The organism is Massilia timonae CCUG 45783, from assembly GCF_000315425.1.
GTDB lineage: Bacteria > Pseudomonadota > Gammaproteobacteria > Burkholderiales > Burkholderiaceae_D > Telluria > Telluria timonae.
The window spans coordinates 301095-322392 of record NZ_JH992924.1 but is presented as its reverse complement, the minus strand read 5'-3'; the positions used below and the strand labels follow the sequence as shown (position 1 = coordinate 322392).

The following is a 21298-nucleotide window of genomic DNA, read 5'->3' as shown; positions in this document are numbered from 1 at the left end:
TTCAGCGCAGTTTCAACGTCGACAGGCCGACCAGGATCAGCACCATGGTCACGATCCAGAAGCGGACCACGACCTTGGTCTCCTTCCAGCCCTTTTGTTCGAAATGGTGGTGCAGCGGCGCCATCAGGAACACGCGGCGTCCGGTGCCGTAGCGCTTCTTCGTATATTTGAACCAGCTGACCTGGATGATCACCGACAGGGTCTCGGCCACGAAGATGCCGCCCATGATGAACAGCACGATTTCCTGGCGCACGATGACGGCGATGGTGCCCAGCGCGCCGCCCAGCGCCAGCGCGCCGACGTCGCCCATGAACATCTGGGCCGGGTGCGCGTTAAACCACAGGAAGGCCAGGCCCGCGCCGGCCATCGCGCCGCAGAAGATCAGGAGCTCGCCCGCGCCCGGGATGTACGGGATCAGAAGGTATTTCGAATAGGTCACGCTGCCGGTGAGGTAGGCGAACAGGCCCAGCGCGCCGCCCACCATCACGGTCGGCATGATGGCCAGGCCATCGAGGCCGTCGGTGAAGTTCACCGCGTTCGAGGCGCCCACGATCACGCAATAGGTCAGCGCGATGAAGCCCCACACGCCCAGCGGATAGCTGATGGTCTTGAAGAAGGGGACGATCAGGTCGGCCTTCGGCGGCAGGTCCATCGAGAAGCCGGACTGCACCCAGGCGTAGAACAGCTGCGCCACTTCCCACGGATTGGCGGCCGAGACCGAGAACGCGAGGTACAGGGCCGAGGCGATGCCGATCAGCGACATCCAGAAGTATTTTTCGCCCGAGCGCATGCCTTCCGGGTCCTTGTAGACGACCTTGCGGTAGTCGTCGACCCAGCCGACGGCGCCGAAGCCGAAGGTCACCACCAGCACCGGCCAGATCAGGCGGTTCGACAGGTCGCACCACAGCAGGGTCGAGACGCCGATCGCGATCAGCACCAGCACGCCGCCCATGGTCGGGGTGCCGTGCTTGGTCAGGTGGCTTTGCGGGCCATAGGTGCGCACCGCCTGGCCGACCTTCAGTTCGGTCAGCTTGCGGATGACGATCGGGCCTGCGACCAGGCCGATCGTGATGGCGGTGATGGTGGCGAACACCGCGCGGAAGGTGATGTAGTTGAACACGCGCAGCGGACCGATATAGTCCTGGAAGTATTGTGCGAGCCAGAGAAGCATATTAGTGGGCGCCCTTGCCAATGGTGGTTGATCCGGTCAGGTGCTGGACCACGCGCTCCATCTTCATGAAGCGCGAGCCCTTCACCAGCACAGTCGCTTTGGTATTGCCGCCCAGTTTTTCATCCAGTGCTGCCAATAATTCGTCGAACTGCTCGTAATGTCGTGCTCCCGACGCGACCAGGTGGCGCGCCAGCTCGCCTGTCGCGAGCACGGTCTCGATGCCACGCGAAGCTGCGTAGGCGCCGATTTCTTCGTGAAACTCTTTTCCTTGCGCGCCGACTTCGCCCATGTCGCCCACGACCAGGATGCGCGGCGCCGGACAGGCGGCCAGCACGTCGATCGCGGCCCGCATCGAATCGGGGTTCGCGTTATAGGTGTCGTCGATGACGGTCGCGCCGTTGCCGGCCTGCTTGCGCTGCAGGCGGCCGCCGACCGGGGCGAATGCCTCCAGGCCGCGCACGATGGCCGCCTGGTCGACGCCGGCGCCGAGCGCGCAGGCGACTGCGGCCAGCGCATTGCGCACATTGTGTTCGCCGGCCGCGGCCAGCTTGATGCCGAACTGCGCACCGGGCGCCAGGACGTGCAGCTCGCTGCCGAAATCGCCGGCGGCATGGGTCGCGCGCACGTCGCAGGCCTCCGACAGGCCGAAGGTCAGCGCCTTGCAGCCAGCCAGGCCGCGCCACAGGTCGGTGTAGGTATCGTCGCCCGGGAACACGGCCACGCCGTCCGCTGCCAACGCCTGCAGCACCGAACCGTTCTCGCGCGCCACCGCTTCCACGGTGTGCATGAATTCCTGGTGCTCGCGCTGGGCGTTGTTCACCAGGCCCACGGTCGGCGTCGCGATCGCGCTCAGGCGGCCGATCTCGCCCGGATGGTTCATGCCCAGCTCCACCACCGCGGCGCGGTGCGAAGCGTCGAGACGGAACAGGGTCAGCGGCACGCCGATCTCGTTGTTCAGGTTGCCCTGGGTCGCCAGGCGCGCGTCCTCGCCGACGGCCGCCGCCAGGATGGAGGCGATCATTTCCTTGACCGTCGTCTTGCCGTTGCTGCCGGTGACGCCGATGACCGGGATGTCGAACTGCGCGCGCCAGGCGTGGGCGATGCGCCCCAGCGCCACCAGCGTGTCCGGCACCACGATCGCGGGCAGGGTCCAGCCTTGCGGCAGGCGCGACACGACGACCGCCGCCACGCCCTGCCCCGCGACCTGGTCCAGGAAGTCATGGGCATCGAAGGTCTCGCCGACCAGCGCGACGAACAGCGCGCCCGCTCCCACCTTGCGGCTGTCGGTCGATACGCCCTCGAAGGACGCATCCGGCCCGACCAGGCGCGCGCCCGGGATGGCGTCGGCCAGCTGTTGCAACGATCCGCGCATCAATGCGTCCTCAACATGGTTAGCCGCGCCGTCAATGCCAGCGAAGCGTGGTCCGCATCCGAGAACGGCATCTTGCGACCCTTGATTTCCTGATAGGGCTCATGGCCCTTCCCTGCCAGCAGGATCACGTCCTGCTTGGCGGCCTGCTTTACCGCCAGCAGGATGGCGGCCGCGCGGTCTTCGACCGTCTGCACGCGCGCGGCCTGCGAGGTGTCCATGCCGGCCACGATCTGGGCGATGATGCTCGCCGGCTCTTCGCTGCGCGGATTATCGCTGGTGACCAGCACCTGGTCGGCGCCCTGCGCGATGCGGCCCATCTGCGGGCGCTTGCCCGGATCGCGGTCGCCGCCGCAGCCGAACACGCACCACAGCTGGCCGCCGCGATCGAGCGCCACCTGGCGCAGCGCGTCGAGGGTTTTTTCCAGCGCGTCCGGCGTGTGCGCGTAGTCGATCACGACCATCGGCGCGTCCGACCCGCCCATCTGCTGCATGCGGCCCGGCGCCGGGACCAGGGTCTCGATCGCATCGACCGCGGACTTGAGCGCCACGCCTTTCGCCAGCAGCGCGCCCAGCACCGCCAGCGTATTGCTGACGTTGTAGTTGCCCACCAACTGGGTGCGCACGGTCGCATTGCCTTGCGCGGTCTCCACCTGGAACTCGGTGCCGGCGTTCTTGCTGCGCATGCCGCCGGCGCGCAGCACGGCCACGCCTTCGGGAGCTTGCGCGGCGGCGAGCGTGTAGCCGGTGACGGCCAGCGCAGGGAACTTCGCGCGCAGGTGCGCCACCAGGCGCTGCCCGGCCTGGTCGTCGAGGTTGACCACCGCGTGTTTCAGGCCATCCCATTCGAACAGCCTGACCTTGGCCGCCTCGTAGCTTTCCATGTCGCCGTGGAAGTCGAGATGGTCGCGCGTCAGGTTGGTGAAGATCGCGACGTCGACGTGCATGCCGGCGGTGCGCTCCTGCACCAGGCCGATCGACGAGGCTTCGATGGCCAGCGCGCTGGCGCCCGCTTGTTTCAGGTCGGCCAGCGTCGAGGCCAGCAGCACCGCGTCCGGCGTGGTGTAGCCGGTGACGTCGAACTGCGGTTCAGTCGCGGCCTTGCCCTTGATCAGGCCCACGCCCAGCGTGCCGATCACGGCGGCGGCTTCGCCCAGGCGCGCCAGGGTTTGCGCGGTCCACAGCGCGCACGAGGTCTTGCCGTTGGTGCCGGTGACGGCCACGGTGAACATGGCGCGGTCCGGATAGTCCAGCACCGCGTGCGCGATCGGGCCGGCGTTCTTTTTCAGGTCGTTCACGGCAAGATGGGGCAATGCAGTATCGAAATTCCAGGCGAAACCGGCGGCCTCGAAGACCACGGCGGCGGCGCCGGCTTCGATGGCGGCTTCGATGTAGCGACGACCGTCGGCGGCTTCGCCCGGATAGGCGAAGAACACGTCGCCGGGCTTGACGCGGCGCGAGTCGGAAACGAGACGGCCGCCTTGGGCGGCGGCGCGAATCCATTCGATGGTGTCGTGCAGGCTCGGGGCCATCACATGCTCTCCTCTAGAGGAACTTCCGGAATGATGATGTCCGTGATCGATGAATCGGGCGGCACGTTGGCGGCCCGCAGCGCATTGGAAAACAGGTCCGCGGCGGTCGGCGCGGCGACGAAGCCGCCGGTGCGGAATGGACCGCTCGGATCGTCGACCATCACCGCGATGATGAAGCGCGGCTTCGACATCGGCCCGATGCCGGCGAAGTAGCCGATATTGTTGGTGCGCGAGTAGCGGCCGTTGACGATCTTCTCGGCGGTGCCGGTCTTGCCGCCGATGCGGTAGCCGGCGACCTGGGCGCGCGAGGCGGTGCCGCCCGGGCCGACCACCGATTCGAGCATGGTGCGCACCTGGGCCGCGGTCTTGGCCGAGATCACCTGCTGGCCCACCGGCTGCTCGTCCACCTTCACGAACGACAGCGGGATGATGTCGCCGTTGCGGGCGAAGATCATGTAGGAGCGCGCCATCTGCAGCAGCGACACCGACAGGCCGTGGCCGAAGGCCATGTTGGCGTACTCCACCGGCTTCCAGGTCTTGTAGGGCCGCACGCGGCCGGCGGCGGCGCCAGGGAAGCCGAAGCGCGGCGCCTGGCCGTAGCCGACCTTGGTGTACAGCTCCCACATCTCCTGCTGCGGGATCATCTGGGCGATCTTGACCACGCCGAGGTTCGACGATTTCTGGATGATGCCGCTGACGGTCTGCACGCCATAGTTGTGGAAGTCGCGGATGCGGCGACCGGTCACCATCATATAGCCCGGATTGTTGTCGAACACGGTGTCGGGCGTGATACGGCCGGTTTCCAGGCCGAGCGCCACGGTGAGCGGCTTGATCGTCGAACCCGGCTCGAAGGTGTCGGTGATGACGCGGTTGCGCAGCTGCTCGCCGGTCAGCTTGGAGCGGTCGTTCGGGTTATAGGTCGGGTAGTTGGCCAGGGCCAGCACTTCGCCCGTTTGCACGTCGAGCACCACGGCGGCGCCGGCCTTGGCCTGGAACTTCTCGACCGCGTTCTTGATGCTGGTGAAGGCGATGTACTGCAGCTTGCTGTCGACCGACAGGGTCAGGTCGCGGCCCTGGTGCGGCTCGCGGAACATGCCCAGGTCTTCGGCGATGTGGCCGAGGCGGTCCTTGATCACGCGGCGGCTGCCCGGCACGCCCATCAGGGTCTTCTGGTGCTGCAGCTCCATCCCTTCCTGGCCCTTGTCCTCGACGTTGGTGAAGCCCACCAGGTGGGTCATCACTTCGCCCTGCGGATAGAAGCGCTTGTATTCCTTGCGCGTGTCGATGCCGTCGATCTTGAGCGCCAGGATCTGGTCGACGATCGGCATCTCGACCTGGCGCTTCAGATAGACGAAGCTGCGGTCGGAGTCGAGCTTCTTGCGCAGCTCGGATTCCGGCATCTCGAGCAGGTTCGCCAGGGCGCGCAGCTTTTCCGGCGGCGCCTGCAGCACGTCTTCGGGAATGCCCCAGATCGCGCGCACCGGCAGCGAGGTGGCCAGCACCGCGCCGTTGCGGTCGAGGATGCGGCCGCGCGTGGCCGGCAGCTCGAGCGTGCGCTCGTAGCGGCTCTTGCCCTGCTTTTGCAGGAACTGGTTCGACACGCCCTGCAGCCAGACCGCGCGCACGGCCAAGGCGGCGAAGGCCGCGAACAGGACGAACAGCACCAGGCGCGAACGCCAGTCGGGCAGGCGCACCGCCAGCACCGGGCTCTTCGAAAAGGCCACGCCCTTCGATGCGGCCACCCGCGCATTGCTGTTCTTCGCGGCGCCACGCATCATGGGGCGCCCTCGGTCAGGTACTGGGTCCGGGCCGGGCTCAATGGCGCCATCTCGAGCTGCGAACGGGCGATCTGCTCGATGCGCTCGTTCTTGGCCAGGCGCGACTGGTCGAGCTGGAGCTGGTCCCAGTCGATGTCGAGCTGGCGCGCGTGCTGCTGCAGGCGCTCGAGCTCGATGAGCAGGTGGCGCGCCTGGTAGCGGGCGTTGACGACCGATAGCGCGCAGCCCACCAGCAAGGCGGTGAGCAAGACGTTCAGCTTGACGCTCATGCAGCCGTCCCCAGGCGTTCGGCCACGCGCAGCACCGCCGAGCGGGCGCGCGGGTTCTCCTGCACCTCGGTGTCGCTCGGCTTGATCTTGTCGATCAGCCGCATCTCGGGCTGCGGCAGGTCGACGGCGCGGATCGGCAGGCGGCGGTCGGGTTGTTCGACCTTGGCCTTGGAGGCGAGGAACTGCTTGACCATGCGGTCTTCCAGCGAGTGGAAGGAAATCACGGACATGCGCGCGCCCGGCGCCAGCATGCCGTAGGCGGCCGTCAGTCCTGCCTCGAGGTCCTCAAGCTCCTTATTGATGAAAATCCGGATAGCCTGAAAGGTCCTGGTTGCCGGGTCCTTGCCTTTTTCGCGGCCCTTGACCGCGCTTGCCACGATTGCGGCAAGCTGTCGTGTGCCTGAAATCGGTTCGACTGCGCGGCGAGCAACAATCGCCTTTGCAATCTGAAAAGCATACCGCTCTTCTCCATAATCGCGTATCACCTTTTCCAATTGAAGTTGCTCCGCGCTCGCTATCCACTCGGCCGCCGACATGCCGCGCGTGGTGTCCATGCGCATGTCGAGCGGGCCATCGTTGCGGAAGCTGAAGCCGCGGCTGGCGTCGTCCACCTGGGGCGACGAGATGCCCAGGTCGAGCAGGATGCCGTCGACCCGGGGGATGCCGCGCGCGGCCAGCGCGTCGTGCATCGTTGCAAAGCTGTCGTGGACGATCGCGAAGCGCGGATCGTCGATGTGTGATGCTGTGGCAATCGCTTGCGGATCCTTGTCGAACGCGATCAGGCGCCCTTGCGGGCCCAGGCGCGACAACAACAGGCGGCTGTGACCGCCCCGTCCGAAAGTGCCATCTATATAGATGCCGTCAGCGCGTGCGCCCGCGAGGTTGAGCGCATCGACCGCTTCGTCAAGCAGCACCGTTCGATGCTGGTACATAGGCACCGTCAAGGAATCCGTCATCGGCGCCTCAGAAAGAGAAATTGGAAAGAACATCGGGCATGCCACCGGCGACGGCCTCGGCCTCGTCCTCGGCCAGCTTGGCGGCATTCCAGATTTCGAAGTGGGTGCCCATGCCGAGCATCATCACTTCCTTCTCGAGCCCGACCGCGGCACGCAGTTCGGGCGAGATCAGCACGCGGCCGGCGCTGTCGAGCTCGACATCGACGGCGTTGCCGAGGAAAATGCGCTGCCACGCGCGGGCCGACATGGGCCAGGCAGCGATCTGTTTGCGGTGCTCTTCCCATACCGGGCGCGGGAAAAAGAGGAGGCAACCATGGGGGTGTTTGGTCAAGGTCATGCGGCCCTCGCACTGAAGCGTAAGGGCGTCACGGTGCTTGGCCGGAATCGACATTCGGCCTTTTGCATCGAGATTGATCGCGGACGCGCCCTGGAACACGTATTTACCTAGCTTTGGAGAGTTATTTGCCGATGTTTGTCGGGCGCCGGGAGCCGAAGGAATTACCCCACAACCCTCCCACAAATCGACACTTTTTCACACCGTTTCCCACTTTAGTGGAAGCAATGTTGACGGTCAAGCGAATTCACGATTGACGAAATCGACTTTTTCCAATGAAACCAAGGACTTAGGCGCAGGTGCAGCGCACACAACGCAACAAAATGTCCCGTAAAATTAGGGACTTAGCCGTAGGAGTGAAGGAAAGGCCTGAGTTGTAAAGACGATGTTTACGTTTGAGCAACGTCAAATAGAAGAAAAATATTGACGTAAAGAAACAACTGTTGAGGTCGACCGACTGCTGTATGGGCATCCAGTCATTGGCGAGGATCGCGCTTTTCAGTGCATTCCCACGCGCGGCCCCGGCCGGCGCGGTCCGGTACAGGGCCTGCAACAGCGCTGCGCCGTCGCCGACGCTGACCAGCAGCGACTTGCCACCTTAGCAGAAGCGCCGCGCGGATGACCCACGCCTGCGCGCGCCCGGCATGCAGATGCTTACAAATGTTGCGCACTACGCACTATCCACAGTTAACTATTTTGACTTTGGGAAACTAAAAACGTAATATCGGAAAATATGAACACCCCAACCGACCTGCAGCCGGCAGCGACCTACAATGCCGCGGACTATTGCTCGACCAAGGAGGCCGCGGCCACCCTGGGCGTCTCGCACCGCACGGTGCAGCTGTGGGTGGAAAACGGCACGCTGCAGGCCTGGCGCACTGCCGGCGGCCATCGCCGCATCACGGTGGAATCGGTGAACCGCCTGGTCGACGGCCGCCGCATCGCCATCGGCGCCCCGCCGGCGCCGGCCAGCGCGCCGGCGCCGGGCAAGCCGCGCGTGCTGGTGGTCGACGACGATCCCCTGATGCTGCGCCTGTACGAACTCGAGATGGCGGGCTGGGGCCTGGACCTCGAAGTGGTCAAGGCGAACAACGGCTTCGAAGCCCTGATCCGCATCGGCGAGCAGCGCCCCGACCTCCTGGTGAGCGACCTGAACATGCCGGGCATGGACGGCTTCCGCATGATCCGCACCCTGCGCGAAGACAGCGGCACGGCCGGCATGAACATGATCGTCGTCAGCGGCCTGGACCGTGCGACGATCAAGGCCATGGGCCTGCCCGCCGACATCCCGGTGTTTCCCAAGCCGGTGCCGTTCGGCGAACTGCGCGGCGCCGTCGAGAACGGCCTGGTGCGCGCGTAAGCTGCTATGCTGACCCACCGGCGCGGCGCGCGTCCGGCCTGTCAGGGAGCTGTCATGTCCGCATTCCCGTCGCTGCAAGCAACCACCCCGCCGCCCTTCGCGGCGCGAACAAGACCATGAGCAGGACGATTCTCGTCGTCGACGACCAGGACGAGCTGCGCCTGCTGATCTCGCTCACCCTGCAATCCCTCGGACGCATCGTCGAAGCGGCCAATGCCGAGCAGGCCCTGGCCCGGCTCGCCGACGAAGGTCCCGACCTGGTCGTGCTCGACATCTGGCTCGGCCCCGGCGCCAGCGGCCTCGACGTGTGCGCCGAGCTGCGGCGCGATCCGCGCCATGCGGCAACCAAGGTCATCCTGTTGTCGGCCTGCGGCCAGCAAAGCGATATCGCGGCCGGCATGGCGGCCGGGGCCGACCTGTACGTGGTCAAGCCGTTCAGTCCGCTGGAATTGCTCGACGCGGTGCGCAGCCTGCTCGCCTGAATCGCGCCATGATGTTGACGTAAAGAAACAGAAGTTTCTTTTAGAGACAACTCTCTAATTCTTCCGTCGATTCTGCAAATCCGAACAATTCTGACAACGCAATGAGACTCAGGGACACCCCTGGGTCTGCCCATCACGGTCGGGCGCCCCGGCAATCCCGCAAAACCAAAAAACCGCCTGCGGCGACGAGCTGACCGATTCCGACAGCACCGCGCGCAAGCCGCCAGTAAAGCCGCTATGATGAATTCATCGCATATTTATCCGGTAATGTTCGGCTTTGTTCATCATGTTGCGCGCATCCCGTCTTCTCGCGGCCAGCCTGGCCGCCGTCACCCTGGCCCTGCCGGCCGTGGCGGACGCGCGCATCGCATCGGCCAGCTTCGAAGCGCGCTTCGAGATCGTCGCCACCTGCTCGGTGCGTGTCACCGGCGCGGTCGACGTCGCCTGCGCCAGCCCGAGCACGCCCTACCTGCTCGACGCCCAGGGCGCGCCTTCGCAACGCAGCGCCGACCCCGACGCCCGTCGCGTGACGGTGTACTTCTAAGACGTTTTTCTTATTTGCATATCAGCTTTTGTTCGTAGGCCCCTGGACGGGCGCCGTCGATAATGGCTGAGTGAATCATTCCGCCTCTACTTCCGACACCCACGCAGCCACCGACAATGCCGACCGCCTGGTGCACTGGCTGATCGACAGCGTGCAGCTCGAAGCGACGGTCTTTCACCTCGGCCAGTACTGCGGCCGCTGGCAGGCGTCCACCGCCGGTCGCGGCCTGGGCAGCTTTCACCTGGTGCTGCATGGCGAGTGCTACCTGCACGTCGCGGGCCGCGCGCCGGTGCGCCTGGGCGCGCGCGACGGCGTGTTCCTGCTGCGCGACACGCCGCACTTCCTGAGTCCCGATCCCGACCCGGCCAGCGCCCGTTCCGGCATGCCGATGCAGCAGCTCGGCCAGGCGGCGCCGGACGCCACCGCCCTCGCCTGCGGCTTCTTCCACTTTCGCAGTGCGCTCAGCACGCTGATCGCCGATTCCTTCCCGGACAGCCTGGTGCTGCGCGCCGACGACCCGTCGCTGCAGGCCCTGAACGCGCTGTTCGAACTGATCCTGCTGGAGCCGCCGCGCGACCCCGACGCGCCGTCGCCGCTGGTGGCGCGCCTGGCCGAGCTGATGTTCTTCTATGTCATTCGCCACGTGGCGCGCCAGCAGGACATCGCCACCGGCCTGCTGGCCGTGGCCAGCCGGCCCGAGTTCTCGCCCCTGCTCGACCGCATGATGCAGGAGCCCGGCCAGGACTGGTCGACCGAGAACATGGCGCGCGCGGCCCATATGTCGCGTTCGAGCTTCTATAAACACTTCAGCGAGGCCAGCGGCCAGGCGCCGGCGCAGTTCCTGTTGCTGCTGCGCATGAAGATCGCGGCCCAGCGCCTGCACGGCGGCGAGACGGTCGAGCGCACCGCCGGCCACGTCGGCTACAGCTCGTACGCCGCCTTTTCGCGCGCCTTCCACAAGGTGATGGGCGAGCATCCGGGCACCTTCCGGCGCGGCCGGCACATCCACGTCAAGACACCGGATGCCGGGCCGATTCGGACGATCGAGCAGAAAACAAGGACGGGCGTGTCCAAACGTGTTTTTCAATCGCCGCTAAAATAACGGACCCAACGCTTTGATAGAGAGATCCGCCATGTCCCGCCTGACCCTGCATACCCAAGAAACCGCGCCTGAAGGCAGCCGTCCTTTCGTGGACAAGGCCGTCGCCAACAACGGCTTCCTGCCGAACCTGATCGGCGTGCTGGCCAATTCGCCGCAAGCGCTGCAGACCTATATGACGGTGTCCGGCATCAATGCCGAGACCAGCCTCACCCTGCCGGAACGCGAAGTGGTGCAGATCACCGCCGCCCGCATCCACGGCTGCGACTTCTGCATCGCCGGCCACACCGCCATCGCCCTCAAGAAAGCCCAGCTGCCGGTCGAGACCGTCCGCGCCATGCAGCAAGGCCAGGATACCGGCGACGCCAGGCTCGACGCCGTGCGCCGCTTCTCGGAAGCCGTCATCGCCACCCGCGGCGGCGTGAGCGACGACGCCCTGGCCGCCTTCAAGGCCGCCGGCTACAACGACCAGCAGGCGCTGGAAGTCGTGCTGGGCATCAGCCTGGCCACCCTGTGCAACTTCGCCAACACCCTGGCCGGCAGCGCGATCAACCCGCAGCTGCAGCCCTTCGCCAGCGGAGCCATCTGATGTCGGTCGGCGAACAAACGACACGCTCTGCCGTGACTCTGCCCGCGGAGCTGACTGACTGGCTGCAGGCCAACGCCGACCAGCTCGACAGCACGCCCGAGCTGGCGAGCGAAGTCGTGCCGCGCCTGGCCGGCGCCGGCCTGTTCGCCGTGGGCGTACCGCAGGAACTGGGCGGCAGCGGCGGCGCCACGATCGATGCGATCGACGCCATCGCCGCCGTGGCCGAATATTCGGTCACCGCGGCCTTCGTGTTCTGGGGCCAGCGCACCTTCATCGAGTACCTGCTGCAAAGCCCGAACGAGGCCATGCGCGCACGCTGGATCGGCCCGCTGATGCGCGGCGAATTCGCCGGCGCGACCGGCCTGTCAAACGCGATGAAATTCCTGTCCGGGATCGAGTCGCTGCAGATCACGGCCACCCCCAACGAACAAGGCTGGCAGCTCGACGGTTCGCTGGCCTGGATCACCAACCTGCGCAAGGAAGGCTTCATCGCCGCCGCCGCCGTCAACTCCGCCGGCGAGCTGCCGCCCGCGGTGGTCGCCTTCGTCAGCGACGGCGCCGGCGTCACGCGCAGCCCCGACCTCGAACTGATGGCCCTGCGCGGCAGCAATACCGCCGCCGTCAAGATCGAGGGCGTGCAGATCGGCGAAGGCGAAGTGCTGCATCCGAACGCGCGCGCCTGGCTGCCGGGCGTGCGTCCGTCCTTCCTGGGCCTGCAGTGCGGCCTGTCGATCGGCCTGGCGCGCGCCAGCCTGCGCGCGGCGCACAGCCTGTCGACCGCCATGCGCGGCCCCCTGCTCGAGCGTATCGTGGGCCAGCAGGTGGCATTGGAAGACCTGGTCACGCAGCTGAAGGATGGCGTGGCCGACGGCCGCTTCAAGACCGCCGCGGCGCCGATGTTCAGGCTGCGCATCGCGCTGGCCGAAAGCGTCCAGCAAGCCGTGATGCTCGAGCTGCAAGCCAGCGGCGGCCGCGCCTACCTGGTCGACCGCGACCGCAGCTTCGCGCGCCGCTGGCGCGAATCAGCCTTCATCCCGATCGTCACCCCGAGCCTGACCCAGCTGCAGGTCGAACTCGCGAAGCACGCCGCGGCATGACGGCGCCCGTGCTCGAACCAGGCGCGACCGCGCTGTCGGCCTCCGGCCTGCGCATCGGCTACGGCGGCAAGACCGTGGTCGACAATATCTCTCTCACCATCGACAGGCGCGAGATCGTGTGCCTGCTGGGCGGCAGCGGCTGCGGCAAATCGACCCTGCTGCGCGGCCTGGCCGGCCTCAGCCCGGCCCAGGCCGGACAGGTCAGCTTTTTGGGCGAACCGCTCCTGGCCCCGCATCCGCGCGCGGCGCTGGTGTTCCAGCAACCGAGCCTGCTGCCCTGGCTGAGCGTCGAAGGCAATGTGGGCTTCGGCCTGGACTTCGCGCGCCAGCCGGCGATCTCCCGCGACGCGCGCAAGCAGCGGGTGGTCGACGCCATCGAGGCGGTCGGCCTGGCGGCGCGCGCGCATGCCTATCCGGCCCAGCTGTCCGGCGGCCAGGCCCAGCGCGTGGCGCTGGCGCGCGCCCTCGCGCGCCAGCCCGAGCTATTGTTCGCCGACGAGCCGTTCTCGGCCCTGGACGCGATCACGCGCGCCGAGATGCAGGCCCTGCTGGTCGACCTGGTGCACCGCTGGCATACCGCCGCCCTGCTGGTGACCCACGATATCGACGAGGCGATCCTGGTCGCCGACCGCATCCTGCTGATGGCCGGCCAGCCCGGACGCATCGTGCGCGAGTGGAAGGTCGACCTGCCGCGGCCGCGCCACGAACACGCCGACGGCGTGGTCGGGCTGCGGCTGGACATCATCAAGGCGCTGCGCGAAGGCGCCTGAACGCCGCGGCGCGAACCACGAACACGAACAACAAGGAAAACCCATGAGCAACCCGATCCACATCTGCGCTTCTTCCGACTGCGATTGCGGCATGACCCGGCGCGACTTCCTGCGCATGTCGGCCCTGACCGGCGCCGCGGCGGCGTCGCCGCTGCTGTTCGCGGGCGACGCGATGGCGCAGAACTTCAAGGGCGACGACCAGCCGGTGAAAATCGGCTACCTGCCGATCACCGACGCCGCCCCGCTGCTGGTGGCGCACGGCCGCAAGCTGTTCGAGCAACAAGGCCTGAAGGTCGAGACGCCGCGCCTGTTCCGCAGCTGGGCCCAGATCGTCGAGGCCTTCGTGGCCGGCCAGGTCAACGTGATCCACCTGCTGTCGCCGGCGACCCTGTGGGTGCGCTACGGTTCGAAATTCCCGGCCAAGGTGGTGGCCTGGAACCACATCAACGGCTCCGCCCTGACGGTGCAGAACGAGATCAACTCGGTGGCCGACCTCGGCGGCAAGACGATCGCGATCCCGTTCTGGTACTCGATCCACAACATCCTGCTGCAGAAGATCCTGACCGCGAACAAGCTGAGCGTGGTCACCCGCGCGCGCGGCGCCGCGCTCAAGCCAAATGAAGTTAACCTCATCGTGCTGGCGCCGTCCGAGATGGTCTCGGCGCTGGCGACCAAGTCGATCGCCGGCTACATCGTGGCCGAGCCGTTCAATGCGGTGGCCGAAAATGCGAAGATCGGCAAGGTGCTGCGCTTCTCGGGCGACGTCTGGAAGAACCACGCCTGCTGCGTGACCTTCCTGGCCGAGCGCGACCTGAACGACAAGCCGGAATGGTCGCAGCGCGTGGCCAACGCGATCGTCAATGCCCAGCTGTGGTCGCGCTCGAACCAGGTCGAGACGGCCAAGCTGCTGGCCGCCACCGGTCCCAACAAGTACACCCCGCACAACCTGCAGGCGCTGACCAAGGTGCTGGCCACCACCGATTATTCGGACTACGAAAAGCGCCGCATCGTCGCCCACCCGGCCTGGCAGCAGCGCCGCATCGACTTCCAGCCGTTCCCGTTCGCTTCGTACACCGAGGAACTGGTGCGCGCGATTGGCCAGACCAAGGTCGAGGGCGACACCAGCTTCCTGGCCAAACTCGATCCGAAGTTCGTGGCGAAAGACCTGGTCGACGACCGCTTCGTGCGCAAGTCGATCGCCGCCGTGGGCGGGCCTGCCAAGTTCGGCCTGCCGGCCAACCTGCTGCGCACTGAGACGATCGCGGTCTGATCATGCTGGGACGTTTCTTGTGGCCGGTCGCCGGCTTCGCGATCGCGCTGCTGCTGTGGGCCTGGGGCGCCAAGGGCCTCGAAGAGAGCACGCCGATCGCGGCCATGTTCGCCCCGATGGAGACCTTCGAGGCCTTGCGCGCGATGGTGCTGGGCCCCGACATCTGGGTGCACGTGGCCACCAGCCTGAAGCGCGTGGCCGTGGGCCTGGGCTTCGCCATCCTGTTCGGCGTGCCGCTCGGGATCCTGGTCGGCATGTCGAAGGCCTTCAGCCAGGCCAGCACGCCGCTGTTCCAGCTGCTGCGCATGGTCTCGCCGCTGTCGTGGATGCCGCTGGCGGTGATGGTGCTGGGCGTCGGCGACGCGCCGGTCTACTTCCTGCTGGCCTTCGCCGCCGTGTGGCCGCTGATGCTGAGCACCGCCGCCGGCGTGGCCCAGCTCGACCCCAACTGGATGCTGCTGGCGCGCTCGCTGTCGGCCACCAAATGGGAAGTGATCTGGCGCCTGGTGCTGCCGGGGATCACGGCGCAGATCCTGACCGGCGTGCGCCTGGCGATCGGCATCATCTGGATCGTGCTGGTGCCGGCCGAGATGCTGGGCGTGTCCGCCGGCCTGGGTTACTTCATCCTCGATACGCGCGACCGCCTGGCGTATTCGGAACTGACGGCCGCCATCATCCTGATCGGCCTGCTGGGTTACGCGCTCGACTACGCGGCGCGCTTCGTGCACGCGCGCTGGCTGCACTCGGTGCCGTCCGATCCGCTGCGCTGATCGCCTGTCCATCCCCGCCCGGTGCGGGGATTTTTTTTGGCGCTATCATCGTTAGCTGTTGATGACTCCGAATGCGATGCGCAGCAATTGCTCGACAGAATTGACTCGCCCGCCGTCAAGCGCCCAGTGCCAGCCTAGGTAATTGGGTAGCCAGCGCGACGCCACGCCATGGAAATGCGCCAGCCATTCCTTGAAACGTCGATGGTAGGCGTTTACATTCTGCACATGGATGGCGCCCGCATCGCCCTTACGGACTCGTTCTCCGGCGCTGAGATTGACAGCCTGGTGGGCGACGCCATGGGCACGGGCGAAAGCGGGATAGGCGGTGTTGGCGTCGGTGACCAGCAGCGCCTGGGCATGGAGTTTCGGCAGCAGGTGAGTGACCAGCTGGGCCACCTTCAGGGCGCCGCGGCCGGTGACGGCGTCGATGGTTTGTCCGCCGCGGTCGCGCGCCACCAGGATGCAGTCGAGGTGATGCGAAATGCCGCGCAGTGCGGCCCGGCCGCCGCGCTTTCGCGGCGGGCGATCGAGCTTGCGTGAACCCTTCTGCGATTCGAGCAGGAACATCTCGTCGGCCTCGACGATGCCGACAAGGTGGTCGGGCCGGTCGTCCTTGACCCGGTCGAGGACGCGATGGCGCCAGCGGAAGGTCGTGTTGCGGTGCACGCCGATACGCTTGGCCGCGGAGCGGACCGTGCGGGAATCGAGCACAGTGTCGAGATACTCGAGCCATTTCCCCTTGTGCCTGAGCCGCGCCAGCGGCGTGCCGGTCAGGTCGTTGAAGGTGCGCCCGCATGCGCAGCAGCGATAGCGTTGCAGGTCGTTGGCCTGGCCATGCCGGTGGCATCGATCACAGGCGCAGTCGGGGCACCGCCGCCCCTTTGACCGGATTTCGCCGATGAGTGCGACCACCCGGTCGAGCCCGGCTGCCGGATGCAGGGCGACGAGCACCTGCCGGTGCTGTGGCTGGTTCAGCAGTGCCAGCTGGGCAAACAGCTTCTCGAACTGCGGCGCTTTCATGGCGCGCTCCCGATCGATGACGACGGGGATTGGACCGCCGGTCAGCTCAGCAGTTCAATGCTCATCCATATCTAACGGGTACAGCGCCATTTTTTTAGAACGTCAGCTGCACCGTGATCGTGTCGCGGTAATCTCCCGGCGTCGGCGCACGCTGGCGCGGCACCAGGCCGTGCATCATGACGCTCTGCGTCGCGCCGGTCCCGGTGCCGGTGTACACCACGGTGCCGCCGGTGCCGTCGCCCCAGATCGCGCCGTCCGGCGTGGACGAGATCCGGTAGCCCAGGGTTTCGCCGGTCAGGCTGTTCTTCATGGTGCGCGCCGCCGGGTTGCCGGACTGGCCGCCGTTCATCGAGATCTGGTAGCTGCTGTTGGCGGTGCAGGTCACGCTCAGGGGCGCGCTGGCGCGCCGCTCGCTCAAGGGGCTGCCCGCACCGAACACCAGGTTGCTGGCGCTGATCAGGCAGTTGTTGGTCACGGTGGCGCGCGCCTGGAAGGCGAAGGATTCGGTGGCGCCGGCGGTGCACGACTTGCCGGCCCCGAACGAATACTGCAGCGTGCCGTGGCCGGCGAAACTGGCCGTGTACAGGGTGTCGGTATTGCCCGAGGTGCCGACCCCGGCCAGGCTGGACGCCGGGATGCGGCCATAGATCGTCACGCTCTGGGTCACCCCGCCCAGCGACAGCAGGCCGACCATGGTACCGGTGATCGGCTTGGCGCCGATGGTGCTGGTGTTGCTGCCCCACAGCGATGCCGCCGAATAGGAAGGATCGGCATACAGGTTGAAGCCGAGGCGCCGCGAACCGCTGGTCATGTAGCGCGGGTCGCCCGTGCCGCCGCCGCTGCCCGGCCCCAGGTTGACGCAGACGTTGGCGGCCGGCAGCAGCAGCGCCGACTGGCCCACCAGCAGGGTCCAGTAGCAGGTCACGTTCAGGGTGCCGCGCGCCGTGTAGTCGGTGTTGGCGATCGGGCTGACCACGCCGAAGTCGATGTCGGTCATGGTGACGGTACAGTTATCGGCGCGCGCGCCGGGAATGGCCAGCAGCCACAGCAGCGTCGCTGCGCACAGTGCGCGCAGCAGCCGGACATTCATGGTCGTCATCTTCATCATGGTCGTTTTCCTTGCACGGGCTGGCACACCAGCGGTCCGATGGTCGGCAACTCGCCCTCCACCGGCTTGTAGTCGAAGCGCACCTCGCAGGCATCCGCCCCGGTCCCGACCGTCACCCGGTTCGAGGCGCGCAATCCTTCCACGAACAGCACGCCATCGTAACCGACGACCGCGCCGGCCGCGCCGCGGCTCGCGCCATCTTCCAGGCGCGCGGGGGTGCCGACCTCGGGCGGCGTGCCGTCCGGCCTGAGCACCATCAGCGCCGTCGCCGCATAGCGTTCGATGTCGAAGCGCGCCACCACGCCGGCGTACTCGCGCGGCACCACGTCCTGGCTGCTGCCGGCGATGCGGGTGTCGGGCGGCAGCGAGGATGGATCGATCGCGATCCGGTTGGCGGCATATGGCTGCAGGTCGGGCACCAGCAGGCGGCCCTTGCTGTCGGTGCGGCCGATCACGCGGTTGTCCTGCAACACCGGCAGGTCCGGCGCGCCGGCCGAGACCAGCGCGAAGCCGTTGCCGACCTGGCGCGCGGCGACCAGCGCGCCATCCATCGCCACCAGCGCGCCGCTGATGTCCAGGCTGGTATTGCTGCCGCCATTCACATGTTGCGTGGAGATGGCGGCGCGGCCGTGCGAGCCGAGGTACTGGACCTGCGCCTGGTGGTAGCGCTGGGCGCCGGCCATGCCGGACTGCAGCGCCCAGCCCAGGCCGCCCTCGAAGTCCGGCGCGCGTCCCAGCGACACCGTGGCCGCCGTGTCGCCGCGCTGGCGGCCGGCATTGGTGTTGAACGAGATGCGCGAATCGAAGGCCATGCTGAAGGTGAACGTGATGCCGCGGTCGGCGCGCTGCTTCAGGTCCTGGAAGGCGCTGACGCTCAGGTTGCCGCGCCGCCCCACGCTGCGCGACCAGGCCAGCGACACGTTGCGCGTGACGCCCGGCGTCTCTTCGACCGGGCCGATCGGGGTGCCGCCGCCGGCGCCGGGGCCCAGCGGATCCGGCGCCAGGCCCAGGCCGTTCTCGGACGGCAGGCGCAGCTGGATCAGGCTCACGCTCAGGCCATTGCCGCGGTACGAGGTGCTGAGCGTCGCGCGGTCGGTGGCGCGCGGCACCGGCACGCCCTCGAGCACGCCCAGGTCGCCATAGTCGCGGCTGGCGCGCACCGACTGCACCTCGAAGGCGAAGCGCGGCGACACGTATTGATAGCCGAGGCTGGCCTGGCCGCCGCGATGGCGGCCGCCGCTCGCGGCCAGCGCGGCGCTGAACACGCCCGCGTTCGGGACGCGTTTCAACACCCCGGCGCCGGCCAGCACCAGGCCGCTGCCGGCCTCGGCATGCCCCTCGAGCGTCATGCTGTCGCTCCAGCCGTGGCGCCAGGACGCCAGCGCCGCCGCGCTGCCGTAGCGGAAGGAATGCAGCCCGTAGTCGCGCCGCAGCGCGCCGACCGAGACCGCGAAATCGCTCAGGCCGCGCGCCAGCAGGCGGGTGTCGACGTACAGCGGCAAGGTGGTGGCGACTTCGCGCCCGAGGCGTCGCGGGTGACCACGGTGGCCTGGCCGGCGCCGTTCAGGCCCGTCACCTGGTCGACCACGAAGGGGCCGGTGGGCACGGCGGCGCTGAACTGGCGCACCCCGTTCACGTACAGGTCGACGCTGCTGGGCACCACGGCCGAGCCGGCGACCGAGGCCACCGGATAGGTCACGAGGTCGGGCCGCAATTCGAAATTGCGGCGCCATTCGATGCCGCCCAGGCGCATGGCGCGGGTCCAGCTGAGCGCCGGCGCGACGGTGTCGCCCACCTGCCAGGTCGAGAGATTGTCCTGCGACGAGCGCACCCAGCTGGTGTCATAGCGGGTATACCCCTGCCCCGGGCCGCGCAGGATGGCGGCGCCGGTGCTGTTCAGCGTTCCATGGCGGTCGAAATAACGCAGGTCGAGGGTGCCGGCCAGCGCGCGCGAGCTGCTCTGGCCGAACAGGTTGTAGTTGAGCAGCATGCCGCGGCTGGCCTGGGCGGGTCCGGCCTGGCGCACCGTGCGCGCGCTCAGCACGCGCTGCTCGCGCAGGGCATCGGTCAGGGTCAGGGCCAGGGCCTGCTTCGCGGGGTCGTAGGCCCAGCGCATGCCGCTTACCTCGTCCAGCGAAAAATCGCTGCGCCCGGCCACGCCGAAGCGTGCCGGGTCCAGGCCCAGTTCGCGCAGGGACTCGACCGTCATGCGCAAGGTGGAGCCGAGCTGGATGACGGGCACGATCTGGCCGGTGGGCTGGCCGTCGATGCTGGTGTCGAGGAAGAGTTCGACCGCTTGCCCGGCCGCCGCGGATGCGGACGCAGGCGCTGACTGGGCCACCTCGGCCACTTGCGCCACCGCGGCGGCGATCGGCGTCAGGCTCAGGGCCAGCAGGCACGACGAATGCAGCGCCCGCCATGGCCGGCGGCTGATCAACATTGCTGCACGAGGACTCAGTCCCTGGCGACGGCGGCGCTGGCGGACTGGGGCCGGGTATTCACCGTGGCCTGGATCCCCAGGGACGCCGGCATGCCGGCTGCGACGTCGGGCGGCAAAGCCCATTCGCGGGCGCGGCCCGGCAACGCATAGCCCAGCAAGCCCTTGGAGAGTTCCACGTCGCGCTCGCCGATGCGCACGCTGGTGGCGCCGATCTGGGCGTGCAGGGTGCCGGCGTTGAAGGCGCGCAGGTGCCAGGCGCCACCGCGCTGGAAGGTGCTCCATTCGAGCCTGGGCGCGGCCTGGCCGTCGGCCGGCAGCACGAAGGCCGGTACCGAATACTGGAGGCGGATCGCGACGTTGCCCTGCTGGCTGTCGCCACGCGGGAGTTCGTCGATGAGGATGCGGTAGGTCTGTTCGGCGGCGCCGGCGGCGGCCGCGCCCTGCGCACCCGGGCGGCGCACCAGGCGGATGGTCTGGGTGCTGTTGGGGGCGACTTCGATCACCGGCGGGCTGGCCACCAGCTGGGTGGTCGGGGTCAGGTCGTCGACGCCGTTACGCTGGTCCCATGCGTACACCCTCACCTGGCCGTACAGGGGCGTATCGCCATTGTTCTGGAGCTGGATGCCGGCCGCGTTCTGGCCCGGCTGGAAGCTGATCGAGACCGGCGAAATCTGCAGGTTGGCGCCATGCGCCAGCTGGCCGGCCGCCAGGACCATGGACAAGGCTGTAAAGCGGACCGCAGCGATTGCGGCGCAGCGAAGACTCCGCATGCACACTCCAGTTTAGAAATACACGGATGCCGTGATCGACGATTTGTAGTTGTCCGGCGTCGGCGCATTCTGCACCGGGATCTCGCCGTACACGGTCAAGGTCTGCTTGTCGCCGTTTCCAGTTCCGGCGAGCGTGTCGGTGCCCTGGGTGTTGCCCCACAGGCCCGCGCCCGGCGCACGGTACAGGTTGAACTTCACGGTGTCGGTATTGGTGCCGCTGCTGCCCGACAGGTAACGCGTCGTGCCGCTCGAACCGGCGCCGGTACCGGCATCCAGGCCCACATTGTAAGGCGTAGTGTTGGTGCATGTCACAGTCAAGTTCGATTGACCGTTCTTGGCCGTGGTGATCAGGCCGGTCTGGCCGAAATCGAGGCTGGTCGCGGTGACGGTGCAGTCGGCAACGACGCTCATCGTCACGTCGAATTTCGCGGTGGCCGGGCTGGCGGCGTACACGCTGGTGAAAGGCATGACGGCAGCCAGGACAGCAGCCAATACGCGGTTACGGTTCGAGGTCGACATCATTTTCTTTTCTCCAGGTGTTGAGGGCGCGATCACCATGACGCACACGAA

22 protein-coding genes are annotated in these 21298 nt (G+C 67.3%); 9 read left to right on the top strand and 13 right to left on the bottom strand.

Annotation, left to right across the window (positions count from 1 at the left end):
- Nucleotide 1 precedes the first annotated feature (1 nt).
- From mraY to mraZ, 7 genes are read right to left on the bottom strand one after another with little or no spacing between them, the layout of a single operon-like run.
- Entirely contained in the window at nt 2-1171 is a 1170-nt protein-coding gene (gene mraY / locus HMPREF9710_RS16590) for a phospho-N-acetylmuramoyl-pentapeptide-transferase (protein ID WP_005668232.1), read from the bottom strand.
- A 1-nt stretch (nt 1172) separates the two neighbouring features.
- Entirely contained in the window at nt 1173-2543 is a 1371-nt protein-coding gene (locus HMPREF9710_RS16585; protein WP_005668230.1) for a UDP-N-acetylmuramoyl-tripeptide--D-alanyl-D-alanine ligase, read from the bottom strand.
- Nucleotides 2543-4072 (bottom strand): UDP-N-acetylmuramoyl-L-alanyl-D-glutamate--2,6-diaminopimelate ligase, encoded by a 1530-nt coding sequence (locus HMPREF9710_RS16580; protein WP_005668229.1) that lies wholly within the window; start codon nt 4070-4072, stop codon nt 2543-2545. The genes HMPREF9710_RS16585 and HMPREF9710_RS16580 overlap by 1 nt, the downstream gene beginning before the upstream one ends.
- Nucleotides 4072-5850, bottom strand: coding sequence for a peptidoglycan D,D-transpeptidase FtsI family protein (locus HMPREF9710_RS16575; RefSeq protein WP_005668227.1), 1779 nt, complete (start codon nt 5848-5850; stop codon nt 4072-4074). Before HMPREF9710_RS16575 ends, HMPREF9710_RS16580 begins: the two co-directional genes overlap by 1 nt.
- Nucleotides 5847-6119: a cell division protein FtsL gene (gene ftsL, locus HMPREF9710_RS16570; RefSeq protein WP_005668224.1), complete on the bottom strand. Its 273-nt coding sequence runs from the start codon at nt 6117-6119 to the stop codon at nt 5847-5849. The genes HMPREF9710_RS16575 and ftsL overlap by 4 nt, the downstream gene beginning before the upstream one ends.
- Nucleotides 6116-7096: a 16S rRNA (cytosine(1402)-N(4))-methyltransferase RsmH gene (gene rsmH / locus HMPREF9710_RS16565; RefSeq protein WP_169331337.1), complete on the bottom strand. Its 981-nt coding sequence runs from the start codon at nt 7094-7096 to the stop codon at nt 6116-6118. Before rsmH ends, ftsL begins: the two co-directional genes overlap by 4 nt.
- Nucleotides 7083-7511, bottom strand: coding sequence for a division/cell wall cluster transcriptional repressor MraZ (gene mraZ, locus HMPREF9710_RS16560; RefSeq protein ID WP_040776953.1), 429 nt, complete (start codon nt 7509-7511; stop codon nt 7083-7085). Before mraZ ends, rsmH begins: the two co-directional genes overlap by 14 nt.
- Before the next feature lie 631 nt (nt 7512-8142).
- On the opposite strand from mraZ, the gene HMPREF9710_RS16555 reads away from it, so the two are divergent.
- The 9 genes from HMPREF9710_RS16555 (at nt 8143) to HMPREF9710_RS16515 (ending at nt 15390) form a co-directional block, all read left to right on the top strand.
- Nucleotides 8143-8769 carry a response regulator gene (locus tag HMPREF9710_RS16555; protein ID WP_005668219.1) on the top strand — a complete coding sequence of 209 codons (627 nt, stop codon included), beginning with the start codon at nt 8143-8145 and terminating at the stop codon, nt 8767-8769.
- A gap of 116 nt (nt 8770-8885) precedes the next feature.
- On the top strand, nt 8886-9251 hold the full coding sequence (locus tag HMPREF9710_RS16550) for a response regulator transcription factor (protein ID WP_005668217.1): 366 nt from the start codon (nt 8886-8888) through the stop codon (nt 9249-9251).
- Nucleotides 9252-9537: 286 nt separating this feature from the next.
- Nucleotides 9538-9795, top strand: coding sequence for a hypothetical protein (locus HMPREF9710_RS16545; RefSeq protein WP_005668215.1), 258 nt, complete (start codon nt 9538-9540; stop codon nt 9793-9795).
- 70 nt (nt 9796-9865) lie between these two features.
- A complete protein-coding gene (locus HMPREF9710_RS16540) occupies nt 9866-10897 on the top strand; it encodes an AraC family transcriptional regulator (RefSeq protein WP_005668213.1) in 1032 nt (343 codons plus the stop codon).
- 31 nt (nt 10898-10928) lie between these two features.
- On the top strand, nt 10929-11483 hold the full coding sequence (locus HMPREF9710_RS16535) for a carboxymuconolactone decarboxylase family protein (RefSeq protein ID WP_005668211.1): 555 nt from the start codon (nt 10929-10931) through the stop codon (nt 11481-11483).
- Complete coding sequence (locus HMPREF9710_RS16530; protein WP_005668210.1) at nt 11483-12580, top strand: acyl-CoA dehydrogenase family protein; 1098 nt, start codon at nt 11483-11485, stop codon at nt 12578-12580. Before HMPREF9710_RS16535 ends, HMPREF9710_RS16530 begins: the two co-directional genes overlap by 1 nt.
- Nucleotides 12577-13350, top strand: coding sequence for an ABC transporter ATP-binding protein (locus HMPREF9710_RS16525; protein WP_005668208.1), 774 nt, complete (start codon nt 12577-12579; stop codon nt 13348-13350). The genes HMPREF9710_RS16530 and HMPREF9710_RS16525 overlap by 4 nt, the downstream gene beginning before the upstream one ends.
- 43 nt (nt 13351-13393) lie before the next feature.
- The gene (locus HMPREF9710_RS16520; protein ID WP_005668206.1) at nt 13394-14620 is read left to right on the top strand and encodes an ABC transporter substrate-binding protein; all 1227 of its coding nucleotides are present in this window, start codon (nt 13394-13396) and stop codon (nt 14618-14620) included.
- Nucleotides 14621-14622: 2 nt separating this feature from the next.
- Entirely contained in the window at nt 14623-15390 is a 768-nt protein-coding gene (locus HMPREF9710_RS16515) for an ABC transporter permease (protein WP_005668205.1), read from the top strand.
- A gap of 51 nt (nt 15391-15441) precedes the next feature.
- On the opposite strand, the gene HMPREF9710_RS16510 is transcribed toward HMPREF9710_RS16515, so the two are convergent.
- The 6 genes from HMPREF9710_RS16510 to HMPREF9710_RS16490 all read right to left on the bottom strand — a co-directional run bounded on the left by HMPREF9710_RS16510 (nt 15442) and on the right by HMPREF9710_RS16490 (nt 21250).
- Nucleotides 15442-16410 carry an IS1595 family transposase gene (locus tag HMPREF9710_RS16510; RefSeq protein WP_005668203.1) on the bottom strand — a complete coding sequence of 323 codons (969 nt, stop codon included), beginning with the start codon at nt 16408-16410 and terminating at the stop codon, nt 15442-15444.
- A gap of 94 nt (nt 16411-16504) precedes the next feature.
- Nucleotides 16505-17518: a Csu type fimbrial protein gene (locus HMPREF9710_RS16505; RefSeq protein ID WP_005668201.1), complete on the bottom strand. Its 1014-nt coding sequence runs from the start codon at nt 17516-17518 to the stop codon at nt 16505-16507.
- Nucleotides 17515-19020: a fimbria/pilus outer membrane usher protein gene (locus tag HMPREF9710_RS26665; protein ID WP_005668199.1), complete on the bottom strand. Its 1506-nt coding sequence runs from the start codon at nt 19018-19020 to the stop codon at nt 17515-17517. The genes HMPREF9710_RS16505 and HMPREF9710_RS26665 overlap by 4 nt, the downstream gene beginning before the upstream one ends.
- Entirely contained in the window at nt 18978-19958 is a 981-nt protein-coding gene (locus HMPREF9710_RS27985; RefSeq protein WP_005668197.1) for a fimbria/pilus outer membrane usher protein, read from the bottom strand. Before HMPREF9710_RS27985 ends, HMPREF9710_RS26665 begins: the two co-directional genes overlap by 43 nt.
- Nucleotides 19959-19972: 14 nt before the next feature.
- Nucleotides 19973-20674, bottom strand: coding sequence for a fimbrial biogenesis chaperone (locus tag HMPREF9710_RS16495; RefSeq protein WP_051205129.1), 702 nt, complete (start codon nt 20672-20674; stop codon nt 19973-19975).
- Nucleotides 20675-20740: 66 nt separating this feature from the next.
- A complete protein-coding gene (locus HMPREF9710_RS16490; protein WP_005668194.1) occupies nt 20741-21250 on the bottom strand; it encodes a Csu type fimbrial protein in 510 nt (169 codons plus the stop codon).
- Nucleotides 21251-21298 lie beyond the last annotated feature (48 nt).

What these genes read in the sequence shown, in the direction of transcription:
- HMPREF9710_RS16535 (WP_005668211.1), top strand. Translation starts at nt 10,929, where the DNA reads ATGTCCCGCCTGACCCTGCATACCCAAGAAACCGCGCCTGAAGGCAGC.
- HMPREF9710_RS16530 (WP_005668210.1), top strand. Translation starts at nt 11,483, where the DNA reads ATGTCGGTCGGCGAACAAACGACACGCTCTGCCGTGACTCTGCCCGCG.
- HMPREF9710_RS27985 (WP_005668197.1), bottom strand. Translation starts at nt 19,958, where the DNA reads ATGTTGATCAGCCGCCGGCCATGGCGGGCGCTGCATTCGTCGTGCCTG.
- HMPREF9710_RS16580 (WP_005668229.1), bottom strand. Translation starts at nt 4,072, where the DNA reads ATGGCCCCGAGCCTGCACGACACCATCGAATGGATTCGCGCCGCCGCC.
- HMPREF9710_RS16495 (WP_051205129.1), bottom strand. Translation starts at nt 20,674, where the DNA reads ATGGTCCTGGCGGCCGGCCAGCTGGCGCATGGCGCCAACCTGCAGATT.
- HMPREF9710_RS16515 (WP_005668205.1), top strand. Translation starts at nt 14,623, where the DNA reads ATGCTGGGACGTTTCTTGTGGCCGGTCGCCGGCTTCGCGATCGCGCTG.
- HMPREF9710_RS16510 (WP_005668203.1), bottom strand. Translation starts at nt 16,410, where the DNA reads ATGAAAGCGCCGCAGTTCGAGAAGCTGTTTGCCCAGCTGGCACTGCTG.
- HMPREF9710_RS16490 (WP_005668194.1), bottom strand. Translation starts at nt 21,250, where the DNA reads ATGATGTCGACCTCGAACCGTAACCGCGTATTGGCTGCTGTCCTGGCT.
- HMPREF9710_RS16525 (WP_005668208.1), top strand. Translation starts at nt 12,577, where the DNA reads ATGACGGCGCCCGTGCTCGAACCAGGCGCGACCGCGCTGTCGGCCTCC.
- HMPREF9710_RS16555 (WP_005668219.1), top strand. Translation starts at nt 8,143, where the DNA reads ATGAACACCCCAACCGACCTGCAGCCGGCAGCGACCTACAATGCCGCG.
- HMPREF9710_RS16520 (WP_005668206.1), top strand. Translation starts at nt 13,394, where the DNA reads ATGAGCAACCCGATCCACATCTGCGCTTCTTCCGACTGCGATTGCGGC.
- mraY (WP_005668232.1), bottom strand. Translation starts at nt 1,171, where the DNA reads ATGCTTCTCTGGCTCGCACAATACTTCCAGGACTATATCGGTCCGCTG.
- HMPREF9710_RS16550 (WP_005668217.1), top strand. Translation starts at nt 8,886, where the DNA reads ATGAGCAGGACGATTCTCGTCGTCGACGACCAGGACGAGCTGCGCCTG.
- HMPREF9710_RS16545 (WP_005668215.1), top strand. Translation starts at nt 9,538, where the DNA reads ATGTTGCGCGCATCCCGTCTTCTCGCGGCCAGCCTGGCCGCCGTCACC.
- HMPREF9710_RS16505 (WP_005668201.1), bottom strand. Translation starts at nt 17,518, where the DNA reads ATGATGAAGATGACGACCATGAATGTCCGGCTGCTGCGCGCACTGTGC.
- HMPREF9710_RS16585 (WP_005668230.1), bottom strand. Translation starts at nt 2,543, where the DNA reads ATGCGCGGATCGTTGCAACAGCTGGCCGACGCCATCCCGGGCGCGCGC.
- ftsL (WP_005668224.1), bottom strand. Translation starts at nt 6,119, where the DNA reads ATGAGCGTCAAGCTGAACGTCTTGCTCACCGCCTTGCTGGTGGGCTGC.
- HMPREF9710_RS16575 (WP_005668227.1), bottom strand. Translation starts at nt 5,850, where the DNA reads ATGATGCGTGGCGCCGCGAAGAACAGCAATGCGCGGGTGGCCGCATCG.